Source organism: Rhizobium sp. K102, from assembly GCF_022385315.1.
Classification (GTDB): domain Bacteria; phylum Pseudomonadota; class Alphaproteobacteria; order Rhizobiales; family Rhizobiaceae; genus Rhizobium; species Rhizobium croatiense.
The window spans coordinates 98,009-113,557 of the sequence record NZ_CP092435.1; the positions used below are offsets into that span (position 1 = coordinate 98,009).

Genomic DNA, 15,549 nt, shown 5'->3' on the forward strand with positions numbered 1-15,549 from the left:
CCTCCAAAGACCGGCTTTGCCGGGTTGATGTCAAACGGCCCCCCGCCGCGACTTGCTGAAACGGTCGATAAGGACCGCGATGAGAATGGCGACGCCCGTGACCGACCCCTGCCAGAAGCTGTTGATGCCTATGAGATTGACGCCGTTCTGGATGACCGTGATCATCAAGGCTCCCAGCACCGCGCCGATCGCGGTTCCTGTGCCGCCGAGCAGACTTGCACCGCCGATCACGACCGCCGCGATAGCCTGGAGCATCAGGCTTGAGCCGGCCGTGGATTCAGCGTTGAGAATGTAGGAGATCGTCAGGAGGCCGGAGAACGATGCAAGCAGCGACGACGCGACATAGGCCATGAATTTCGTGCGCTTGACCGGAATGCCAAGCAGATAGGCAGCCGTCGAACTGCTGCCGACGGCATAGAACCAGCGGCCCGCCACCATCTTCTTCAGGAAGAGCTCGATCGCAATCAGGAGGATCGCGCAGAAGAGGATGTAATTGGGCACGCCCGGTATCAGACTGCCGCTGTTGAGGATCCAGAAGTCCGGATCGCCGATCGGCATCGAGCGCCCGTTGGTGACGATGAAGGCCAGCGAGCCTGCAACGGCAAAGGTGATGAGGGTTACGACGAACGGCGCCAGGCCGGCGATCGTGACGAGGAAGCCGTTGATCGATCCGAAAAGAAGTCCCACGCCTAGACCGATCAGACTTGCCGAGATGCCACCAAAGCCATTTGCCATCGCCTGCGCGGTCACCATCCCGGTCAAGGAGAAGACCGAGCCGACGGATAGGTCGATACCGCCGGTGATGACGACAAGCAGGACGCCCAGCGACATGATGATAAGAGGCGCACCGGCCTGCGTGATATTGGCGAAGTTGCCCCAGGTGAGCGCCTGCGGAACCTGCGAGCCGACCGCAAGGGCCAGCAGCACGATGGCCAGAGCGATCGCGACCTCGGTCCTGTAGGTGCTAAAGAGGCTTTCCCTCTGTCTGATTTGTGTTGCCGGCGCCTCAGTCGGCGCGATATGTGCCCGGGTCCCAGTCATGCGGCCATTCCAGTCAAGGTAACAAGTTTCTCTTCACTGAAGTCATCGCGGTCCATCACACCGGCACACCGTCCCTCGGTGTCGAAGGCGATGACGCGATCGCAGACTTCCAGCAGTTCGACATTTTCGGTAGACCACCAGACGATCACTGTGCCTGAAGCGGCCATCTGTCTGATGAGTTGATAGATCTCACGCTTGGTTCCGATATCGACGCCTCTGGTCGGTTCCTCGAGGACCAGCAGCCGGGAGGGCACGCCCAGCCAGCGGGCAAGCAGAAGCTTCTGCTGGGTGCCACCGCTCAGCGTGCTCGGCAGATCCCAGACGGAAGCGGCCTTCACCTTCAAGGCCTTCACCAGATCGAGGCATTCGCCCCCTTCAGAGCCGCCGGCGAGGAGCGCGCCTCTGGTCACACGGCGGGACGCCATCACGTTATCGATGACCGGAAGACTGTGGAGGACTCCCTTGTGTGCCCGATCGCCGGTCACATATCCCGCTCCCAGGCGGGCGGCTTTGCGTGGCGATCGGAGCTGGTCCGGCCATCCCGCACGCGCAACCGTCCATCGCTTCTTCCGGGCGGCGCCTGTCAGCGCTTCGACCAGTGCCGCCGGTCCAGCCGGTGCGCCGGCCACGCCGAGGACGGTGCCCGGCAACAGTTCCAGCCTGAAACCTGGCTCCTCGATGGTAATAGTGTCCGTCGCAGCGGAGGCGTCCGGCCGGTATGCGGGCCGCGGCACCCGTTCCGGTGCATGAGAGGCTGCCACCTGCCCCATCTTTTCGATGATGCCGGCGTCCGTCAGCTCTTCCATCGGCTGACGATGGACCACCGTGCGGCCGTCGCGGATGATCGTGCAGACATTGGCGACCTGCCTGATCTCCTTCATTCGGTGCGAGACGAACACGACCGATAGACCGGTATCCCGGGTGAGCCGTCTCAGGACCACAAACAGCCTCTCCGTCTCAAGAGCGGTGAGATTGGCAGTCGGCTCGTCGAGGAGGATCAATTCCGCACCCGATGAAAGCGCCCTGGCAATTTCAACCATCTGAGCTTCGTGGAGGCTGAGGCTTCCAACCAGCCTCTGTAAGGACCTGGCGGCAAAGTCCTGATCGATCATCCGCAGCGCGTCGTAGGCCTGTCCGGCCGCCGCGGCGCGCCGGAACAACCCCGTCCCCTTCCTGTGATGCGGCAGGGCGATGTTTTCGGCGACGGTCAAATGCGGCAGGAGCGCAAGTTCCTGGTGCACGACTGCGACCTTCGCCCTACCCTCGGCCTCGCTCCGTTCGCTGCCGTTGCTGTCGAAGAAGCGGATCTCTCCATCATTGCGCGAGGCCGCGCCCGTGATGATCTTGATCATCGTCGACTTGCCGGCGCCATTACCACCAAGCAGCGCATGAACCTCCCCCCGAGCAACGGAGAAGTCGACGCCTTTTAGGACAGAGGTCGCACCGTAGGACTTTGTAAGTCCTCGGACGGTGATGACGTTCTTGGACGTTTCGCTCATCGGACACTCCTCAGTAGATCGTCAGCGCCGGCACGAAGCTGACCGCGAGGAGGAGCAACATGGCCATGCCGAAAAACGGCCAGAGCTCATTCGTCGTGGTGCCGAGCGGCGCCTTTGCGATTGAAGACGAGATGAACAGGGTCGTGCCGATCGGCGGCGTGTAGAGACCGATCCCGAGGTTGATCACCATCATCAGGCCAAGCTGGACCCGGTCGAGGCCGATGGAATCGGCCAGAGGAACGAAGATCGGTCCGAGCAGGAGGATCGCCGGCGGCATGTCGAGAGGCATGCCGACCACCAGCATGATCAGGTTCATCATGAGAATGATGACGATCGGGCTGGAGATGTGCGTCGAAACCCATTCGGCCATGTGCTGCGGGGCCTGATCGAATGTCAGAACCCAGCCGACCGCCGCGCTGCCCATGATCACGAGCATGACGACGCCCGTCGCGACGCCCGCCTCCACCATGTTTTCGCAGAAGCGTTTCCAGGTCAGGTCACGGTAGAAGAGGATGCTGAGCAGCAGCGAGTAAACGACCGACAGGACCGAGACCTCTGTCGGCGTCGCCAAGCCGGAACGCAGAAAGACGATGATCAGGATCGGCAGCAGGATTGCCGGGAAGCTTTGCACTGCCAGCCGCGCCAGCTCGCGCTTGCGGACCTTCACGGCCTCAATGGCATACCCTCGCCTTACTGACACGTACCAGCACACGAACACGAAGCTCGCGGCCATGATCAGCCCCGGAACAATGCCGGAGATGAAGAGGTCGCCGACGCTGACGCCGCTGATCAGAGCGTAGAGGATCATCGGGATCGAAGGCGGGATGAGGACGTCGATGACAGCGGAGGTCGCGTTGTTGGCGGCGCAGAGCGCCGGCGGGAACCCGTGCTTCTTCTGCCATGGGATGAGAACGGAGCCGAGCGCACTGGCATTCGCCACGGCCGAACCGGATACACCGCCGAAGACGACGGAGGATACGACCGTGGTCGAAAGTGGTCCGCCGCGCCACCGCTGCATGGCGCGAGAGGCAAGCTCCAGGAGCTGGCGCCCCAGTTCGCCGCCAAGCATCAGCGTGCCGGCAAGCATGAAGAACGGTAGCGCCAGCATCGGGAAGGACTGGGTCTGATCGTAGACTTGCTGGGCGACAACCGAGAGCGGGACGTAGCCATTGAACAGCACTCCTAGTGCTGCCGCGATGATCAGCCCATAACCCACGGGGACGGCAAGGACCATGAGGATGCAAAAGGAAAAGATCATGACGAGTGTCATAGCGCGATCTCCTCGGGCTTGATTTCGAGGCGGTGATCCCAGCCGAGGCGGAGAACGCGGACGGTCGCGGCGATGGTGACGATAGACACCAGCACGGCACCGATCGAAAGCGAGTAGTATCCGATGCTGTTCGGAAGCTGCAGAACGGGGCTGCGTTCAGCCCCGGCAATCTCGGCCACCACGGTCGCCTGATATGCCAGCACCAGAAATGCGGCGACGCTGATCGCGTTCGCTACGATGAGGGCCGTCGTCCGAGCACTGCCGTCGAGCTTTTCGTAGAGCCATTCGACGGCCATATGCCCGCCCGCATGGGCCGCAATGATGATTCCCGCGATGATGAACCATGGAAACATCAGCATCGGCAGCTCCTGGGCGAACGACAGTCCCCCGCTCGCCGAAGCGTATCGAGCGGCGACGTTGGCCGTGGTGACCACCGTCAGCGCGATGCCGCTGACGATGATCACCAAACGGGCGAATAAGACGATGATACCGGCGACCAGATCGACGGCTGAATAAAACCTGCTCATGAGGCCTCCGGATCGTGAGAGGAGCCTCAGCCCCTCGCAGCCGCTTCCACCTGGGTGACAAAATCGCCGAAAGGCTTCTTCTTCCAGCTGTCCGCGACGGACGCGGTCGCCTTGACGAAAGCGTCGTGGTCGACTTCCACGACCTCGACGGCGGAGTTCTTCTTGAAGTTCTCGAGCACCTCAGCGGCCTTCTCGCTCGAGAGCTTCCGCTGCAGAGCACCTGCCTCCTTTGCCGCGGCCTTGACCGCCTCTAAATTAGACCCCAACCGAGCCTGAGCGATCTTCGACATCAGGAACGGTGTGGATTCCCATTTGTGGGCGGTCAGGCTAATGTACCTGTTGACCTCGTGAAGTTTGGAGCTTTCGATATTGGCGAGCGGATTCTCCTGCCCGTCGACAACGCCTTGCTGCAGGGCGATGTAGAGTTCGCCGAAGGCGATCTGTTCGGTGCCCGCTCCTAAAGCCTGGAAGATGTCGATGGTCATCGGATCGGCCGGCGTCCTGATTTTCATGCCCGCCAGGTCAGCAGGCGAAGTCACCTTCCGCTTCGAGTTCGTCAGGTGCCGGATGCCGTTGTCCCACCAGTCGAGCGGTACGACTCCGACCGCTTCGAAGCGCCGGTTGAGCTCGGCCCCCACTGGACCGTTCAGGACAGCCACCGCCTTGTCGGTGTTTTCGAACAGGAACGGCAGGCCGAGCGCGCTGAGTTCCGGAACGATCGCCGAAGTTGCGCCCTGGCTGTTTGCGGTGAAGTCCAGAGCTCCGGTCCGCAGGCTGGTCAGCATCGCAGAGTCGCTTCCGAGCGTCTCGGCGCCTGCGACGTTGATCTGGATACGACCTTCGGTCTTCTGCTTGACGAGTTCCGCGAATTTAGCGGCAGCGACGGTTCTGGGATTGCCGGGCGCGGCGCCATGGCCAAGGGTCAAGGTCGTGGCGGCAGCGCTGGCGGATCGGCTTGAAAGCACGATTGCCGGGGCCGCGAGCGCAGCAGTGGCGGTCGCCAGGAAAAATCTTCTGTTCATCTGCAAGCTCATTTCATCCTCCATCACAAGCTTGTTTAAGCGGCCGGCATCTCCTCAACCGGTCGATGTCGTCAGGTCGAGAGCCAGGTCTTGACCGCCTCCGTCACCTTCAGGGTCGATAGCCCGTATTGGTCATGAAGCGTCGGCAAGGCGCCCGCCTCCAGGAACTGGTCGGGCAGGCCGATCTGGCGGAAGGCCGGCGGTGCGACGCCGGCACGCAACAGCGTTCCGGCGACTGCCTCTCCAAGGCCGCCAATGACCGTGTGGTTCTCCGCCACGACCACGAGCCGCCCACCTTTGCGGCACTCGGCGACGATCGCCGCCTCATCGAGCGGCTTTATGGTCGGGACATGCAGGACGGCAGCGTCGACGCCGTCGTTTCGAAGCAGCTTGGCAGCCTCGAGCGCGCGCATCGTCATCAGCCCCGTCGAGATGATGAGGGTGTCCTTGCCATCACAAAGGAGCTTGGCCTTGCCGAGTTCGAACTTGTAGCCGTATTCCTCCAGAACCAGCGGAACGTTGCCGCGCAGCAGGCGCATGTAGACCGGCCCCTTATGGGCGGCGATCGCCGGAACTGCCTGCTCTATTTCGCTCGCGTCGCACGGATCGACGATTGTCAGGTTCGGCATGCCGCGGAACATTGCGAGATCCTCAGTCGCCTGGTGGCTCGGCCCATATCCCGTCGTCAGGCCCGGAAGGGCGCAGACGATCTTCACATCAAGCATCTCCTCGGCAATCGCCAGGCAAATGAAGTCGTAGGCCCGCCGGGACGCGAAGACGGCATATGTCGTCACCCAAGGCTGAAAGCCTTCGCGCGCCATGCCCGCCGCCGACATCATCAGCAGCTGTTCCGCCATGCCCATTTGGTAGAAGCGGTCGGGGTGGGCAGCGCGGAACACATGAAGGTCCGTGTATTTCGCAAGGTCGGCGGACATGCCGAGAATGCGGTCGTCCTTCCGCGCCAGAGCTGCCAGGGCGTTACCGAAAGGCGCGGGCCTGGTCGGCTGATCGGGGCCGGCAATCGATGCGATCATCGCCGACGTCGTAAGCCGGGGCTTGTCGACGCCGCTTTCAAGATGCGCAGGCCGGATGTACTTGGAACGCCTCATGCTTGCACTCCCGCATCGATGATCCTGAGGGCCTCGGCCCATTCGTGGGGTTCGACGCGCAGGAAGTGGTTTCGATCGCGCGCCTCGAGGAAGGGCACCCCCTTCGCCATCTTCGTGTCGCATATGATGATGCGAGGCTTCGCCTCGGCGTGATGACGAGCAGCTTCGAAGGCTTCTACGAGCGCGCCGATATCGTTGCCGTCGACCCGCTGCACGAACCAGCCAAAGGCTTCGAATTTGGGGGCCAGCGGTTCAAAATTGAGCACCCCGATCGATGGGCCGTCGGCCTGCATCTGATTGACGTCAACGATGCCAATCAGATTGTCGAGCTTATAGGAGCCCGCCGACATTGCCGCCTCCCAAGTCGAACCTTCATCGAGTTCGCCGTCGGAGAACAGGTTGTAGACGAAGGACGAGGACTTCTTCCGCCTCAGCGCCAAGGCCATTCCGACAGCGATGCCAAGCCCGTGTCCAAGCGATCCGCCGGTGATCTCCATTCCGGGCGTGTAGGCGGCCATGCCGGACATCGGCAGCCGGCTGTCATCCGTGCCATAGGTTTCCAGCTCGTCTTCCGGAATGATCTTGGCTTCTATCAGCGCGGCATAGAGGGCGATGGCATAGTGCCCAATCGACAGGAGGAAGCGGTCCCGCCCCTCCCATTCGGGATCGTCCGGCCGGTAGTTCGTGGCGTGGAAGTAGGATACCGCCAGGACGTCGGCGACGCCGAGCGCCTGGGCGATGTAACCCTGCCCCTGCACTTCCCCCATGCGCAGCGCGTGACGGCGGATGCGCCGGGCGCGTTCCGTCAGGCTGATATTGTGGCCAATCTGGCTCATGTCGGTCTCTCTCCGGAATGGACCTCAGTGGATCAGCATGCCGCCGTTGACGTCGATGACCGCGCCAGTGACGTAGGCCGACAGATCCGAGGCGAGGAACAGGTAAATATTCGCGACGTCGGCGGCCTCTCCGAGCCGGCTCAGGGGGATGCCCTTGATTATGTCGGCGCGCATCTCATCGGTGAGTTTGCCACCAGTGATATCCGTCTGGATGAGGCCAGGCGTGACGGAGTTGACGCGAATTCCGGCTGGACCGAATTCGCGGGCCATCGCTTTGGCGAGGCCGAGCACGCCTGCCTTAGCTGCGGAGTAATGAGGTCCGCCGAAGATGCCGCCGCCCCGCTGCGCCGACACCGAGGACATGCAGGCGATCGAGCCGCCGCCGTTGTCGCGCATGTATGGGATGAATGCCTGGCTCAGGAAGAGCACACCGGTCATGTTGACGGCGATGATCCGCTGCCAGTCGGTTTCCGTGATGTCGAGCGTTGTGACAGGCTGGGTGATACCGGCGTTGTTGATCAGTGCGTTCACGGAGCCGAAGGATTCGATTACTTTGGATGCGGCCTCGTCGCATGAGCCCTTGTCGGCGACGTCGCAGCGAAGCCCGAAGTGGTTGCCGGCGTTGACGCTCGGTAGCGCCGCGGCGGCCTCCGCAGCGGCGTCGGTATCGATATCGAGGATGGCGACGCGAGCACCATGCTCGGCGAAAAGCTGTGCCGTCGCACGGCCGATGCCGCGCCTGCTCGCCGCGCCCGAAATGACCGCGGTCTTCCCATTCAGTAGCATGTAATCTCCTCCCGATGCGTCCCGAGCATCTGGCAAATTTTCGACAAGTCAGTTGGCTTGCGGGTTCGAAACTGATCGAGTTGACGCCGTTCGACAAACGCGAAGTTTACAACGGTGGGTGAATCTGGTTCACTAATCCGATGTTGCAGATGGCCTCCCTCTCCGCGGTCCGCATCTTTGAAGCCGCAGCCAGGCTGGCGTCTTTTCGCGCTGCAGCCGAGGAGCTGCACCTGTCACCAAGTGCCGTAAGTCATGCCATTGCAAAGCTCGAGCGTGACCTTGGCATCTCCCTCTTCGAGCGCAGCACGCGAAAGGTCACCCTGACTCTGGCGGGGCAGACGCTTCTGTCCCATGCCTCCAATGCCTTTGAAGAGCTTCGTCGCGGTGTTGAGATGATTTCATCCAACAAGACCCACCTGCTGCGGGTTCACTGCGCGCCGAGCTATGCCGCGCAGGTGCTCTCGGCACGCCTTCCCGACTTCCTCGGCAAGAACGAGGGGGTAGAGGTCCGGGTGGCGGCGAGCACAAACTATGCGCGTTTCGTGGACGGCCTGTTTGATGTCGACATCATCTACGGCGAACCATCGAACAGAGAAGATTTGATCGTCGTGCCGCTTGGAGAAGAGATCATTTCTCCGCTGTGTTCTCCAAAGATGGCTGAACGACTGAAAAACCCGCGCGATCTCGCGCGTCTTCCCCTCATCCGCAGCGACCTGAAAAGGATCCAGTGGATCGACTGGTTCGAACTCAACAATCTCGGCCCTCCGCCCCTGCCCGCCATGAGCTTCGATAGAAGCTTTCTGGCAGTCGACGCCGCGGCGAACGGGCTGGGGGTGGCGTTAGAGTCCAACACTCTGGCAAGACGCGAGCTCGACAGCGGGCGTCTGGTTCGCCCGTTCAGTAACAGCCGCGACAACCGCTACATCGGCCACTATCTCGCTTATCCAAAAGCCGGCAGCCAGCGGCGGCTGTCAAAGGTGTTCGCCGATTGGCTGACGTCGCAGACTTTTTGAGGACGTATTTGTTCCTCCCTGAGGAGGCTGGGCGTTCAAACCGTCTCTACTGATAACAACATCGGGAAGGCCGCAAAATGTGGGGAGCTGCCAAGATGCTCCGCACCTTGGCGCGGAACTCGGTATGTCCGAAAACTCGAGCTGTTGGGCAAGCCGGTGGATGCTTGCCGAACCCTGCACTTGCGCGCGATTGCAGCAGCATTACCCCTTTTCCAACTCTGGGAGTGTGCCCCATGAATCAACTGCGGCCAGCGGCGATCAGGGCGTGAGCGGCATCGCGGAGCAAGCCGGTCGCCTCGCCGGGTTCGAAGACCTGCATGCTGACAAAGGCGCCGTTGATCAGCACCGCGAGTTGCCCGGCAAGCCGGTCGGGCGCCGCAACCGCCAGCCTCGCGGCGATGGCCTTTAGGCGCCGCCGCATTTCACGCATATGGGCTTCGGCGACCTTGCGGGCGGGGTGACCGGCTTCCGGAAACTCGGCAGCGGTGTTGATCTGCGGGCAGCCGCGGTAATTGTCCCGTCCGACCCGTTCGCCGATCCATTCGAAATGGGCGTCGAGTTCGGCCAAAGCGTCATCCGCATGCCGCTCGGTTACCCGGTCCCAGGTGCTCCAGAAATCCAGGTCCTCGCGCTTAAGAAAGGCGGCAATCAAATCGTCCTTTGTGCCGAAATGGCGGTAGAGACTGGTTTTGGCGACCCCAGATTTTTCCACCACCAAATCGACGCCGACGGCGCGTACGCCGCGCCGGTAGAAGAGTTCCGATGCCGTCTCGAGAATTCTGTCCCGGACCTCGTTCACGGCTGGGGCAAGTGCGTTCGCTGTGCTTTTCGTCATTCGCATATCTCCAATTTAGCCACACTAGCAGAAAACTGGTTGACACGCTACAGACCTGTATGTTCTGTAGAGAACAGACAGGTCTGTAGCGCAGGAGAGAGCAATGACCACGCATCAAGCCGCCATCATCAGAACACCCCAGGCCGCCGTCGCGGTTTTCGGCGCGAATGGCCATACCGGCCGGTTTGTCGTCACCGAACTGTTGCGGCGCGGGTTGAAACCGATTGCGATCGGTCGGAGTGCCGGGCGATTGGCGGAAGCTGGTTTTCCGGAACGTGGCGTCGAATGCCGCGAAGCAGCCATAGAGGATGACGCGGCGCTCGACAGGGCGCTCGCCGAAGCGGCGGCGGTGATCAACTGCGCCGGTCCGTTCATGGAGACGGCCGACGCGGTCGTGCGTGCCGCGTTGCGCGCCGGCATCCACTATCTCGATGTAACGGCTGAACAGCCGAGCGTTCAGGCCACGTTCGACCGGCATGGGGCTGCGGCCGGAAAAGCAGGCATAGCCGTCATCCCGGCCATGGGATTTTACGGCGGTCTTGCCGATCTGCTGGTGGCAGCCCTGATGGACGAATGGCAGGATGCAGACACTGTCGAAATCCGGGTCGCGCTCGACAGCTGGCTGCCCACGAAAGGCACGCGCGTGACCGGCGAGAAGAACAGGACACAGCGCCTCGCCGTCAGCGGCGGAGAGCTTCGGCCCGTCCATCAGCCACCGGCGGAGAAGGTGGCCGTTTTACCGGCCCCGTTCGGCCGGCAAACATTCGTCGAGCTGCCATTTTCGGAAGTACCGCTCATCGCCCGCCACGTCCGCATCAGGGAGCTGCACACCTTTCTCAGCACGACAGCCCTGCGGGATGTTCGCGATCCGTCAACGCCCCCGCCCCAGGCCATCGATGAAACCGGGCGTTCGGCGCAGCGCTTCGCCGTCGAAGTGATCATCACGCAAGGCGACCTGCGTCGCCGGCTTCTCGCCCAGGGACAGGACATCTATGCCGTCACGGCGCCGATCATCTGCGAAGCGGTCCAGCGGATCCTGTCGGGCGACATCCGCGACACCGGTGCAAAGCCACCGGCTGCCATTTTTGATGCCGGGAGTTTCCTGCAGGCGCTCGGCTCGAATCTGCTGGTTGAGACATCGGAAACTTGAGCTTTCCGCGAGAGATTGCTTCAAAGACGGATGGTGCGCTCAGGCCGCCAAAAATGCTCCCGTCCCGCCTGAAATTGCGGGACCTCAGAAGCAGAGAGAGGTAGAACTGCCGCCATGAGCGGGGCCGCCACTCCTAACGAACTTGCTGGCCAGACTGGCCGTCCAGAGTGGAAAACGTCGGCGGAATGATGGTCAGCCGGGGACGGCGCAAGGTCGAACGTTCGCAATAACCGGGCACGACATTTTGCCAGTCGGCGGGGATGGCTCCCCGCCGACTGGTCACTGCATTCTCAAGCCAGGTATTTGGTAAACCAATCGACCGTCCGCTGCCAGGCGAGCTTGGCGGCGGCCTCGTCGTAGCGCGGCGTGGTATCATTGTGGAAGCCGTGATTGACGTCGGGGTAGATATAGGCCTCGTAGGTTTTGCCGGCGGATTTCAGCGCCGCTTCATAGGCCGGCCAGCCTTCGTTGATGCCTTTGTCCAGCCCGGCATAATGGATCAGCAATGGCGCCTTGATCTTCGGCACGTCCTCGGCGCGTGGCTGCCGGCCGTAAAACGGCACGGCGGCGGCAAGCTCGGGATAGGCGACCGCCGCGGCGTTGGCGACGCCGCCGCCGTAGCAGAAGCCGGTGATGCCGACCTTGCCGGTGGTGAGATCATTCTTCATCAGAAACTCGACCGCCGCGAAGAAGTCGTTCATCAGCTTTTCCGGATCGACCTTCTGCTGCAGCTCGCGCCCCTTTTCGTCATTGCCGGGGTAGCCGCCGACCGAGGTGAGGCCGTCGGGCGCCAGCGCGATGAATCCGGCTTTCGCCACGCGCCGCGCGACATCCTCGATATAGGGGTTGAGGCCTCTGTTCTCATGCACGACCACGACGGCGGCGACCTTGCCGGTGGCGTTTTTGGGACGGACGAGATAACCGCGGACATCGCCATTTCCCTTCGGCGAGGGATAGGTGATGTATTCGGCTGAGATATCGGGATCGGTCGCCTCGACCTGGGTCGCCAGCGCATAATCGGGGCTCAGCGACGCCAGGATCGCGGCCGCGGTCACGCCGCCGACAGCGAATTTGCCGGCCCGGTCGAGAAACTCGCGCTTGGTGATCCTCCCATGCGCGTAATAATCATAGAGTTCGAGCAGTTCCTGTGGGAAATCCTTGGCTGTCATGCGGGTCATGATGGCTCCTCCTGGCCTCGGGTTCTCGCAGCATCCTACACAGGTAAGCGCGCGGCTCTTTTCAACATTTCGCGAGATTCGCGTGAGCTTGCCGGCGCGATTGCCGCCAGTTGCAAGGAAGCCTGGCGTCGAGGTCCGGGGCTTCAAAAATACGCCTGCTGTATCCGGCGCCCCCGCATCCGAGCCGATCGAAGCGCCTGATCGGCAGCCGCCTACCGACTTATGAAAATTAATTTCATGCTCGCGTCTTGCGGCCCGTTTTCTATTGACGCCTTCCGATTTTTGTCCCAACTTAAAGAAAATAAATTACTTAAATTGGGAACTTGATCGGCATGAAAGTGGGAATCATCGGGCTCGGATTCCGGCTCGGCTATCTCGGCTATGTCTTCAAAGCGATCGATAGCAGCTTCGACATCGTCGGCTATGTGGATCCCGATCCCGCCGGCCTTCCCGGTTTGACGGAAAAGGGCATTTCCGCCGGCAAGGCCTATGCTTCGCCGGAAGAGCTCATCGCCTCCGAGAAGCTCGATCTGCTGATGATCGGCTCTCCCAATCACATGCATCTCGGCCATATCAGGCTCGGGCTGCAGGCCGGCCTCAAGGTCTTCTGCGAAAAGCCGATCGTCACGACGATCGCCGAAAGCATCGAGCTTGCCCATCTGATGGCGAAGTTCGGCCATGAGCGGCTGATGGTCGGCCTGGTCCTGCGTTATTCCCCTCTTTACAAGGATCTGCGCGCCATCCAGGCCGAGGGCAAGCTCGGCCAGATCGTCTCGATCGAGGCGTCCGAACATATCGAGCCCTATCACGGCGCTTTCTTCATGCGCGACTGGCGCCGCTACGAGCGCTATTCCGGCAGCTTCATGCTGGAGAAATGCTGCCACGACCTCGACCTTTATAATGGCGTCGTCGGCGCACGGCCGGAGCGCGTCGCCAGTTTCGGCGGCCGCAAGAGCTTCATTCCGGCCAATGACCCGGCGCGCGAGGGCATCAACGACCTCGAGCTTTTCCATCGCAAGCCGAGCGGCTGGATGGGCTCGGACAAGGTCTTCGACAGCGACGCCGACATCATCGATTACCAGGTGGCGATCGTCGAATATGAGAACGGCGTCGGCATGAACTTCCACACCAATCTCAACGTGCCCGACCAGTTCCGCCGCTTCGCCATCATGGGCTCGCGCGGCATGGCCGAAGGCGATTTCGTCCGCGGCTATCTCGATGTGCACGAGCAGCTGACCGGCAAGAAGGTGGTGGAAAACAAATATGCCGCCACCGAGCTCTCCCAGCATTACGGCGCCGATGAACAGATGGCGAGCGACCTGCTCGAAAGCGTGCGCACCGGGCTCGAACTGCCGGTGTCCACGCTGAATGCGCTCGAGGCCGGCATCCTGGCGCTGGCGATGGACGAAGCGAGGATGAAGAAAACGGTCGTCGACCTCAGACCCATCTGGGACCGCTTCGACGAAGCCCTTCACGCAAGAGCGGCTTGAGGACGGCGGCAAGATGAGTGTCCAAAGAAGCGCCTTCATCTTTGCCTGGATCCTTCTTCTTCCGGCCGTTCTCTATGTTCTCGCCATCGTCGCCTATCCCCTCGTCGATACCTTCATTCTCTCCTTCACCGACGCGTCGTTGAGGAAGACCACCAACTGGGTCGGCTGGGTCAACTACGAGAAGATCTTCAATGCCACTTTTGCGGAGGTCATCTTCCGCACCTTCATCTGGACCTTCTTCTCGGTTGCCCTGAAAATGGTGATCGGCACCTTCGGCGCATGCATGCTGAATGCCGCCGTGCCCGGCCGCTCGCTGTTCCGGCTGTTGACCATGCCGCCCTGGATCGTGCCGATGGCGATCGGCATCTTCATGTGGGGCTGGATGTATAACGGCCAGTTCGGGATGATCTCCGGCCTGCTGCAGCGTTTCGGCCTCGTCGACGGCCCGGTCGCCTTCCTCGCCTATGGCAGCACCGCCTTCTGGGCGACGATCGTCACCGACGTCTGGATTGGCGTGCCGTTGGTGACGATCTATTTCCTGGCGGCGATCCAGTCGATCCCGAAGGATCTCTACGAGGCCGCCTGGACCGACGGCGCCGGACGCTGGTACCGCTTCCGCCGCATCACCCTGCCGCTGATGGTGCCTGCGATCATCACCATGTCGATGCTGTCGCTGATCGCCACCTTCAACTCCTTCGACATTATCTGGATCCTGACGCAGGGCGGCCCGAGCGGCGAGACGACGACGATGATCATCGATACCTACCAGACGGCGATCGGCTCGAAGAAATACGGTGAAGGGGCGGCGCGCGCCGTGTTGATCTGCATCTTCCTGTCGCTCTTCTGCTTCGCCTATTTCCGCGTCACCCGCCGCCTCAACCCGGAGAAGCGCGCATGAGCAATGCTGCCATGATCGACCGTTACCGCTGGTGGGAGATCATCCTGATCTATTGCGGCATCGCGCTGTTCCTGTTTTTCGTGCTGGCGCCCTTCGTCGAGGGCTTCCTGGTGTCGCTGAAGCCGCTCGCCCAGCTCTTCTCCTCGCCCTACCGCTTCTGGCCGGAGAACGGCTCGTTCGAAGCCTACCGGACGATGTGGATCAGCGTGCCGGGCTTCGGACGTTATATCTTCAATTCCTTCTTCATCTCGATCATCGTCACGCTGATCGTGCTCTGCCTCGTCATTCCGGCGGCCTATGCCTTCGCCAAGTTCGAATTCAGGGGCATGGGCATCCTGCTCGGCGCCTTCCTGACGGTGAACATGTTCTCCGGCGCCGTGCTCTTGATCCCGCTCTTCCGGCTGATGCGCAGCATGGGTGTGCTCAACACCTACCTCGCCATGATCGTGCCGGGAGTCGCCTTCCTCATCCCGTCGGCGATCTGGCTGCTGCGCACCTATATGATCCGCATTCCCCAGGAGCTCAACGAAGCCGCCTACATGGATGGCGCCAGCCACTTCTACACGCTTCGCCGCGTCATCCTGCCTATTGCGATGCCGGGGATCATCGTCGTCGCCATCACCACCTTCATCGGCGCTTACGCCCAGCAATTCATCTTCGCGCTGACCTTCAACTCGAAGACCGAATACATGCCCTTGCCGGTGGGGCTCTTTGCTTACTTCGGCAAGCAGGAGGTCATCTGGAACGAACTGATGGCGGCTTCCTTCGTCGGCATCGCGCCGGCGATGGTCGTCATCTTCTTCCTTCAGCGTTACCTTGTCGGCGGTCTGACCGCCGGTGCGGTGAAACAATAAAAGCAAAAACGAGTGAACAGCTAACCAAGAATGGGAGTCAC

General features: G+C 61.6%; 15 protein-coding genes. 5 read left to right on the forward strand and 10 right to left on the reverse strand.

All coding sequences use genetic code 11. The features are described 5' to 3' along the window. Window positions 1–30: 30 nt before the first annotated feature. Genes MHI61_RS04430 through MHI61_RS04465 form a run of 8 tightly spaced genes read right to left on the reverse strand, consistent with a single transcriptional unit; the run spans window position 31 to window position 8,090 of the window. Window positions 31–1,041 (reverse strand): ABC transporter permease, encoded by a 1,011-nt coding sequence (locus tag MHI61_RS04430; RefSeq protein ID WP_239789682.1) that lies wholly within the window; start codon window positions 1,039–1,041, stop codon window positions 31–33. Next, entirely contained in the window at window positions 1,038–2,540 is a 1,503-nt protein-coding gene (locus MHI61_RS04435) for a sugar ABC transporter ATP-binding protein (RefSeq protein WP_239789683.1), read from the reverse strand. Before MHI61_RS04435 ends, MHI61_RS04430 begins: the two co-directional genes overlap by 4 nt. A gap of 10 nt (window positions 2,541–2,550) precedes the next feature. Further along, complete coding sequence (locus tag MHI61_RS04440; RefSeq protein ID WP_239789684.1) at window positions 2,551–3,810, reverse strand: TRAP transporter large permease subunit; 1,260 nt, start codon at window positions 3,808–3,810, stop codon at window positions 2,551–2,553. Continuing rightward, window positions 3,807–4,337 carry a TRAP transporter small permease subunit gene (locus MHI61_RS04445; protein ID WP_239789685.1) on the reverse strand — a complete coding sequence of 177 codons (531 nt, stop codon included), beginning with the start codon at window positions 4,335–4,337 and terminating at the stop codon, window positions 3,807–3,809. Before MHI61_RS04445 ends, MHI61_RS04440 begins: the two co-directional genes overlap by 4 nt. 26 nt (window positions 4,338–4,363) lie before the next feature. Next, complete coding sequence (locus tag MHI61_RS04450; protein WP_239789686.1) at window positions 4,364–5,371, reverse strand: TRAP transporter substrate-binding protein; 1,008 nt, start codon at window positions 5,369–5,371, stop codon at window positions 4,364–4,366. A gap of 59 nt (window positions 5,372–5,430) precedes the next feature. After that, window positions 5,431–6,468, reverse strand: coding sequence for a transketolase family protein (locus MHI61_RS04455; protein ID WP_239789687.1), 1,038 nt, complete (start codon window positions 6,466–6,468; stop codon window positions 5,431–5,433). Then, on the reverse strand, window positions 6,465–7,304 hold the full coding sequence (locus MHI61_RS04460) for a transketolase (RefSeq protein WP_239789688.1): 840 nt from the start codon (window positions 7,302–7,304) through the stop codon (window positions 6,465–6,467). Before MHI61_RS04460 ends, MHI61_RS04455 begins: the two co-directional genes overlap by 4 nt. 24 nt (window positions 7,305–7,328) lie before the next feature. Continuing rightward, window positions 7,329–8,090 carry an SDR family oxidoreductase gene (locus MHI61_RS04465; RefSeq protein WP_239789689.1) on the reverse strand — a complete coding sequence of 254 codons (762 nt, stop codon included), beginning with the start codon at window positions 8,088–8,090 and terminating at the stop codon, window positions 7,329–7,331. 140 nt (window positions 8,091–8,230) lie between these two features. On the opposite strand from MHI61_RS04465, the gene MHI61_RS04470 reads away from it, so the two are divergent. Further along, window positions 8,231–9,103, forward strand: coding sequence for a LysR substrate-binding domain-containing protein (locus MHI61_RS04470; protein WP_239789690.1), 873 nt, complete (start codon window positions 8,231–8,233; stop codon window positions 9,101–9,103). A 238-nt stretch (window positions 9,104–9,341) separates the two neighbouring features. Here the strand turns inward: MHI61_RS04470 and MHI61_RS04475 are convergent, their stop codons facing one another. After that, the gene (locus MHI61_RS04475; protein ID WP_239789691.1) at window positions 9,342–9,938 is read right to left on the reverse strand and encodes a TetR/AcrR family transcriptional regulator; all 597 of its coding nucleotides are present in this window, start codon (window positions 9,936–9,938) and stop codon (window positions 9,342–9,344) included. 103 nt (window positions 9,939–10,041) lie between these two features. On the opposite strand from MHI61_RS04475, the gene MHI61_RS04480 reads away from it, so the two are divergent. Then, complete coding sequence (locus MHI61_RS04480) at window positions 10,042–11,088, forward strand: saccharopine dehydrogenase NADP-binding domain-containing protein (RefSeq protein ID WP_239789692.1); 1,047 nt, start codon at window positions 10,042–10,044, stop codon at window positions 11,086–11,088. 290 nt (window positions 11,089–11,378) lie between these two features. Here MHI61_RS04480 and yghX read toward each other — a convergent pair whose 3' ends face one another. Next, window positions 11,379–12,266 (reverse strand): YghX family hydrolase, encoded by an 888-nt coding sequence (gene yghX / locus MHI61_RS04485; protein WP_097608656.1) that lies wholly within the window; start codon window positions 12,264–12,266, stop codon window positions 11,379–11,381. Window positions 12,267–12,598: 332 nt separating this feature from the next. On the opposite strand from yghX, the gene MHI61_RS04490 reads away from it, so the two are divergent. Genes MHI61_RS04490 through MHI61_RS04500 form a run of 3 tightly spaced genes read left to right on the forward strand, consistent with a single transcriptional unit; the run spans window position 12,599 to window position 15,508 of the window. Continuing rightward, window positions 12,599–13,756, forward strand: coding sequence for a Gfo/Idh/MocA family oxidoreductase (locus tag MHI61_RS04490; RefSeq protein ID WP_239789693.1), 1,158 nt, complete (start codon window positions 12,599–12,601; stop codon window positions 13,754–13,756). Between the two features lie 13 nt (window positions 13,757–13,769). Then, complete coding sequence (locus MHI61_RS04495; RefSeq protein WP_106795811.1) at window positions 13,770–14,654, forward strand: sugar ABC transporter permease; 885 nt, start codon at window positions 13,770–13,772, stop codon at window positions 14,652–14,654. After that, window positions 14,651–15,508 (forward strand): carbohydrate ABC transporter permease, encoded by an 858-nt coding sequence (locus MHI61_RS04500; RefSeq protein WP_097582279.1) that lies wholly within the window; start codon window positions 14,651–14,653, stop codon window positions 15,506–15,508. The genes MHI61_RS04495 and MHI61_RS04500 overlap by 4 nt, the downstream gene beginning before the upstream one ends. Window positions 15,509–15,549 lie beyond the last annotated feature (41 nt).

Bases quoted from the DNA above. Each gene is read 5' to 3' on its own strand.
- MHI61_RS04480 (WP_239789692.1), top strand. From the start codon at position 10,042: ATGACCACGCATCAAGCCGCCATCATCAGAACACCCCAGGCCGCCGTC.
- MHI61_RS04490 (WP_239789693.1), top strand. From the start codon at position 12,599: ATGAAAGTGGGAATCATCGGGCTCGGATTCCGGCTCGGCTATCTCGGC.
- MHI61_RS04500 (WP_097582279.1), top strand. From the start codon at position 14,651: ATGAGCAATGCTGCCATGATCGACCGTTACCGCTGGTGGGAGATCATC.
- MHI61_RS04450 (WP_239789686.1), bottom strand. From the start codon at position 5,371: ATGAGCTTGCAGATGAACAGAAGATTTTTCCTGGCGACCGCCACTGCT.
- MHI61_RS04430 (WP_239789682.1), bottom strand. From the start codon at position 1,041: ATGACTGGGACCCGGGCACATATCGCGCCGACTGAGGCGCCGGCAACA.
- MHI61_RS04465 (WP_239789689.1), bottom strand. From the start codon at position 8,090: ATGCTACTGAATGGGAAGACCGCGGTCATTTCGGGCGCGGCGAGCAGG.
- MHI61_RS04470 (WP_239789690.1), top strand. From the start codon at position 8,231: ATGTTGCAGATGGCCTCCCTCTCCGCGGTCCGCATCTTTGAAGCCGCA.
- MHI61_RS04475 (WP_239789691.1), bottom strand. From the start codon at position 9,938: ATGACGAAAAGCACAGCGAACGCACTTGCCCCAGCCGTGAACGAGGTC.
- MHI61_RS04440 (WP_239789684.1), bottom strand. From the start codon at position 3,810: ATGACACTCGTCATGATCTTTTCCTTTTGCATCCTCATGGTCCTTGCC.
- yghX (WP_097608656.1), bottom strand. From the start codon at position 12,266: ATGACCCGCATGACAGCCAAGGATTTCCCACAGGAACTGCTCGAACTC.
- MHI61_RS04435 (WP_239789683.1), bottom strand. From the start codon at position 2,540: ATGAGCGAAACGTCCAAGAACGTCATCACCGTCCGAGGACTTACAAAG.
- MHI61_RS04445 (WP_239789685.1), bottom strand. From the start codon at position 4,337: ATGAGCAGGTTTTATTCAGCCGTCGATCTGGTCGCCGGTATCATCGTC.
- MHI61_RS04460 (WP_239789688.1), bottom strand. From the start codon at position 7,304: ATGAGCCAGATTGGCCACAATATCAGCCTGACGGAACGCGCCCGGCGC.
- MHI61_RS04495 (WP_106795811.1), top strand. From the start codon at position 13,770: ATGAGTGTCCAAAGAAGCGCCTTCATCTTTGCCTGGATCCTTCTTCTT.
- MHI61_RS04455 (WP_239789687.1), bottom strand. From the start codon at position 6,468: ATGAGGCGTTCCAAGTACATCCGGCCTGCGCATCTTGAAAGCGGCGTC.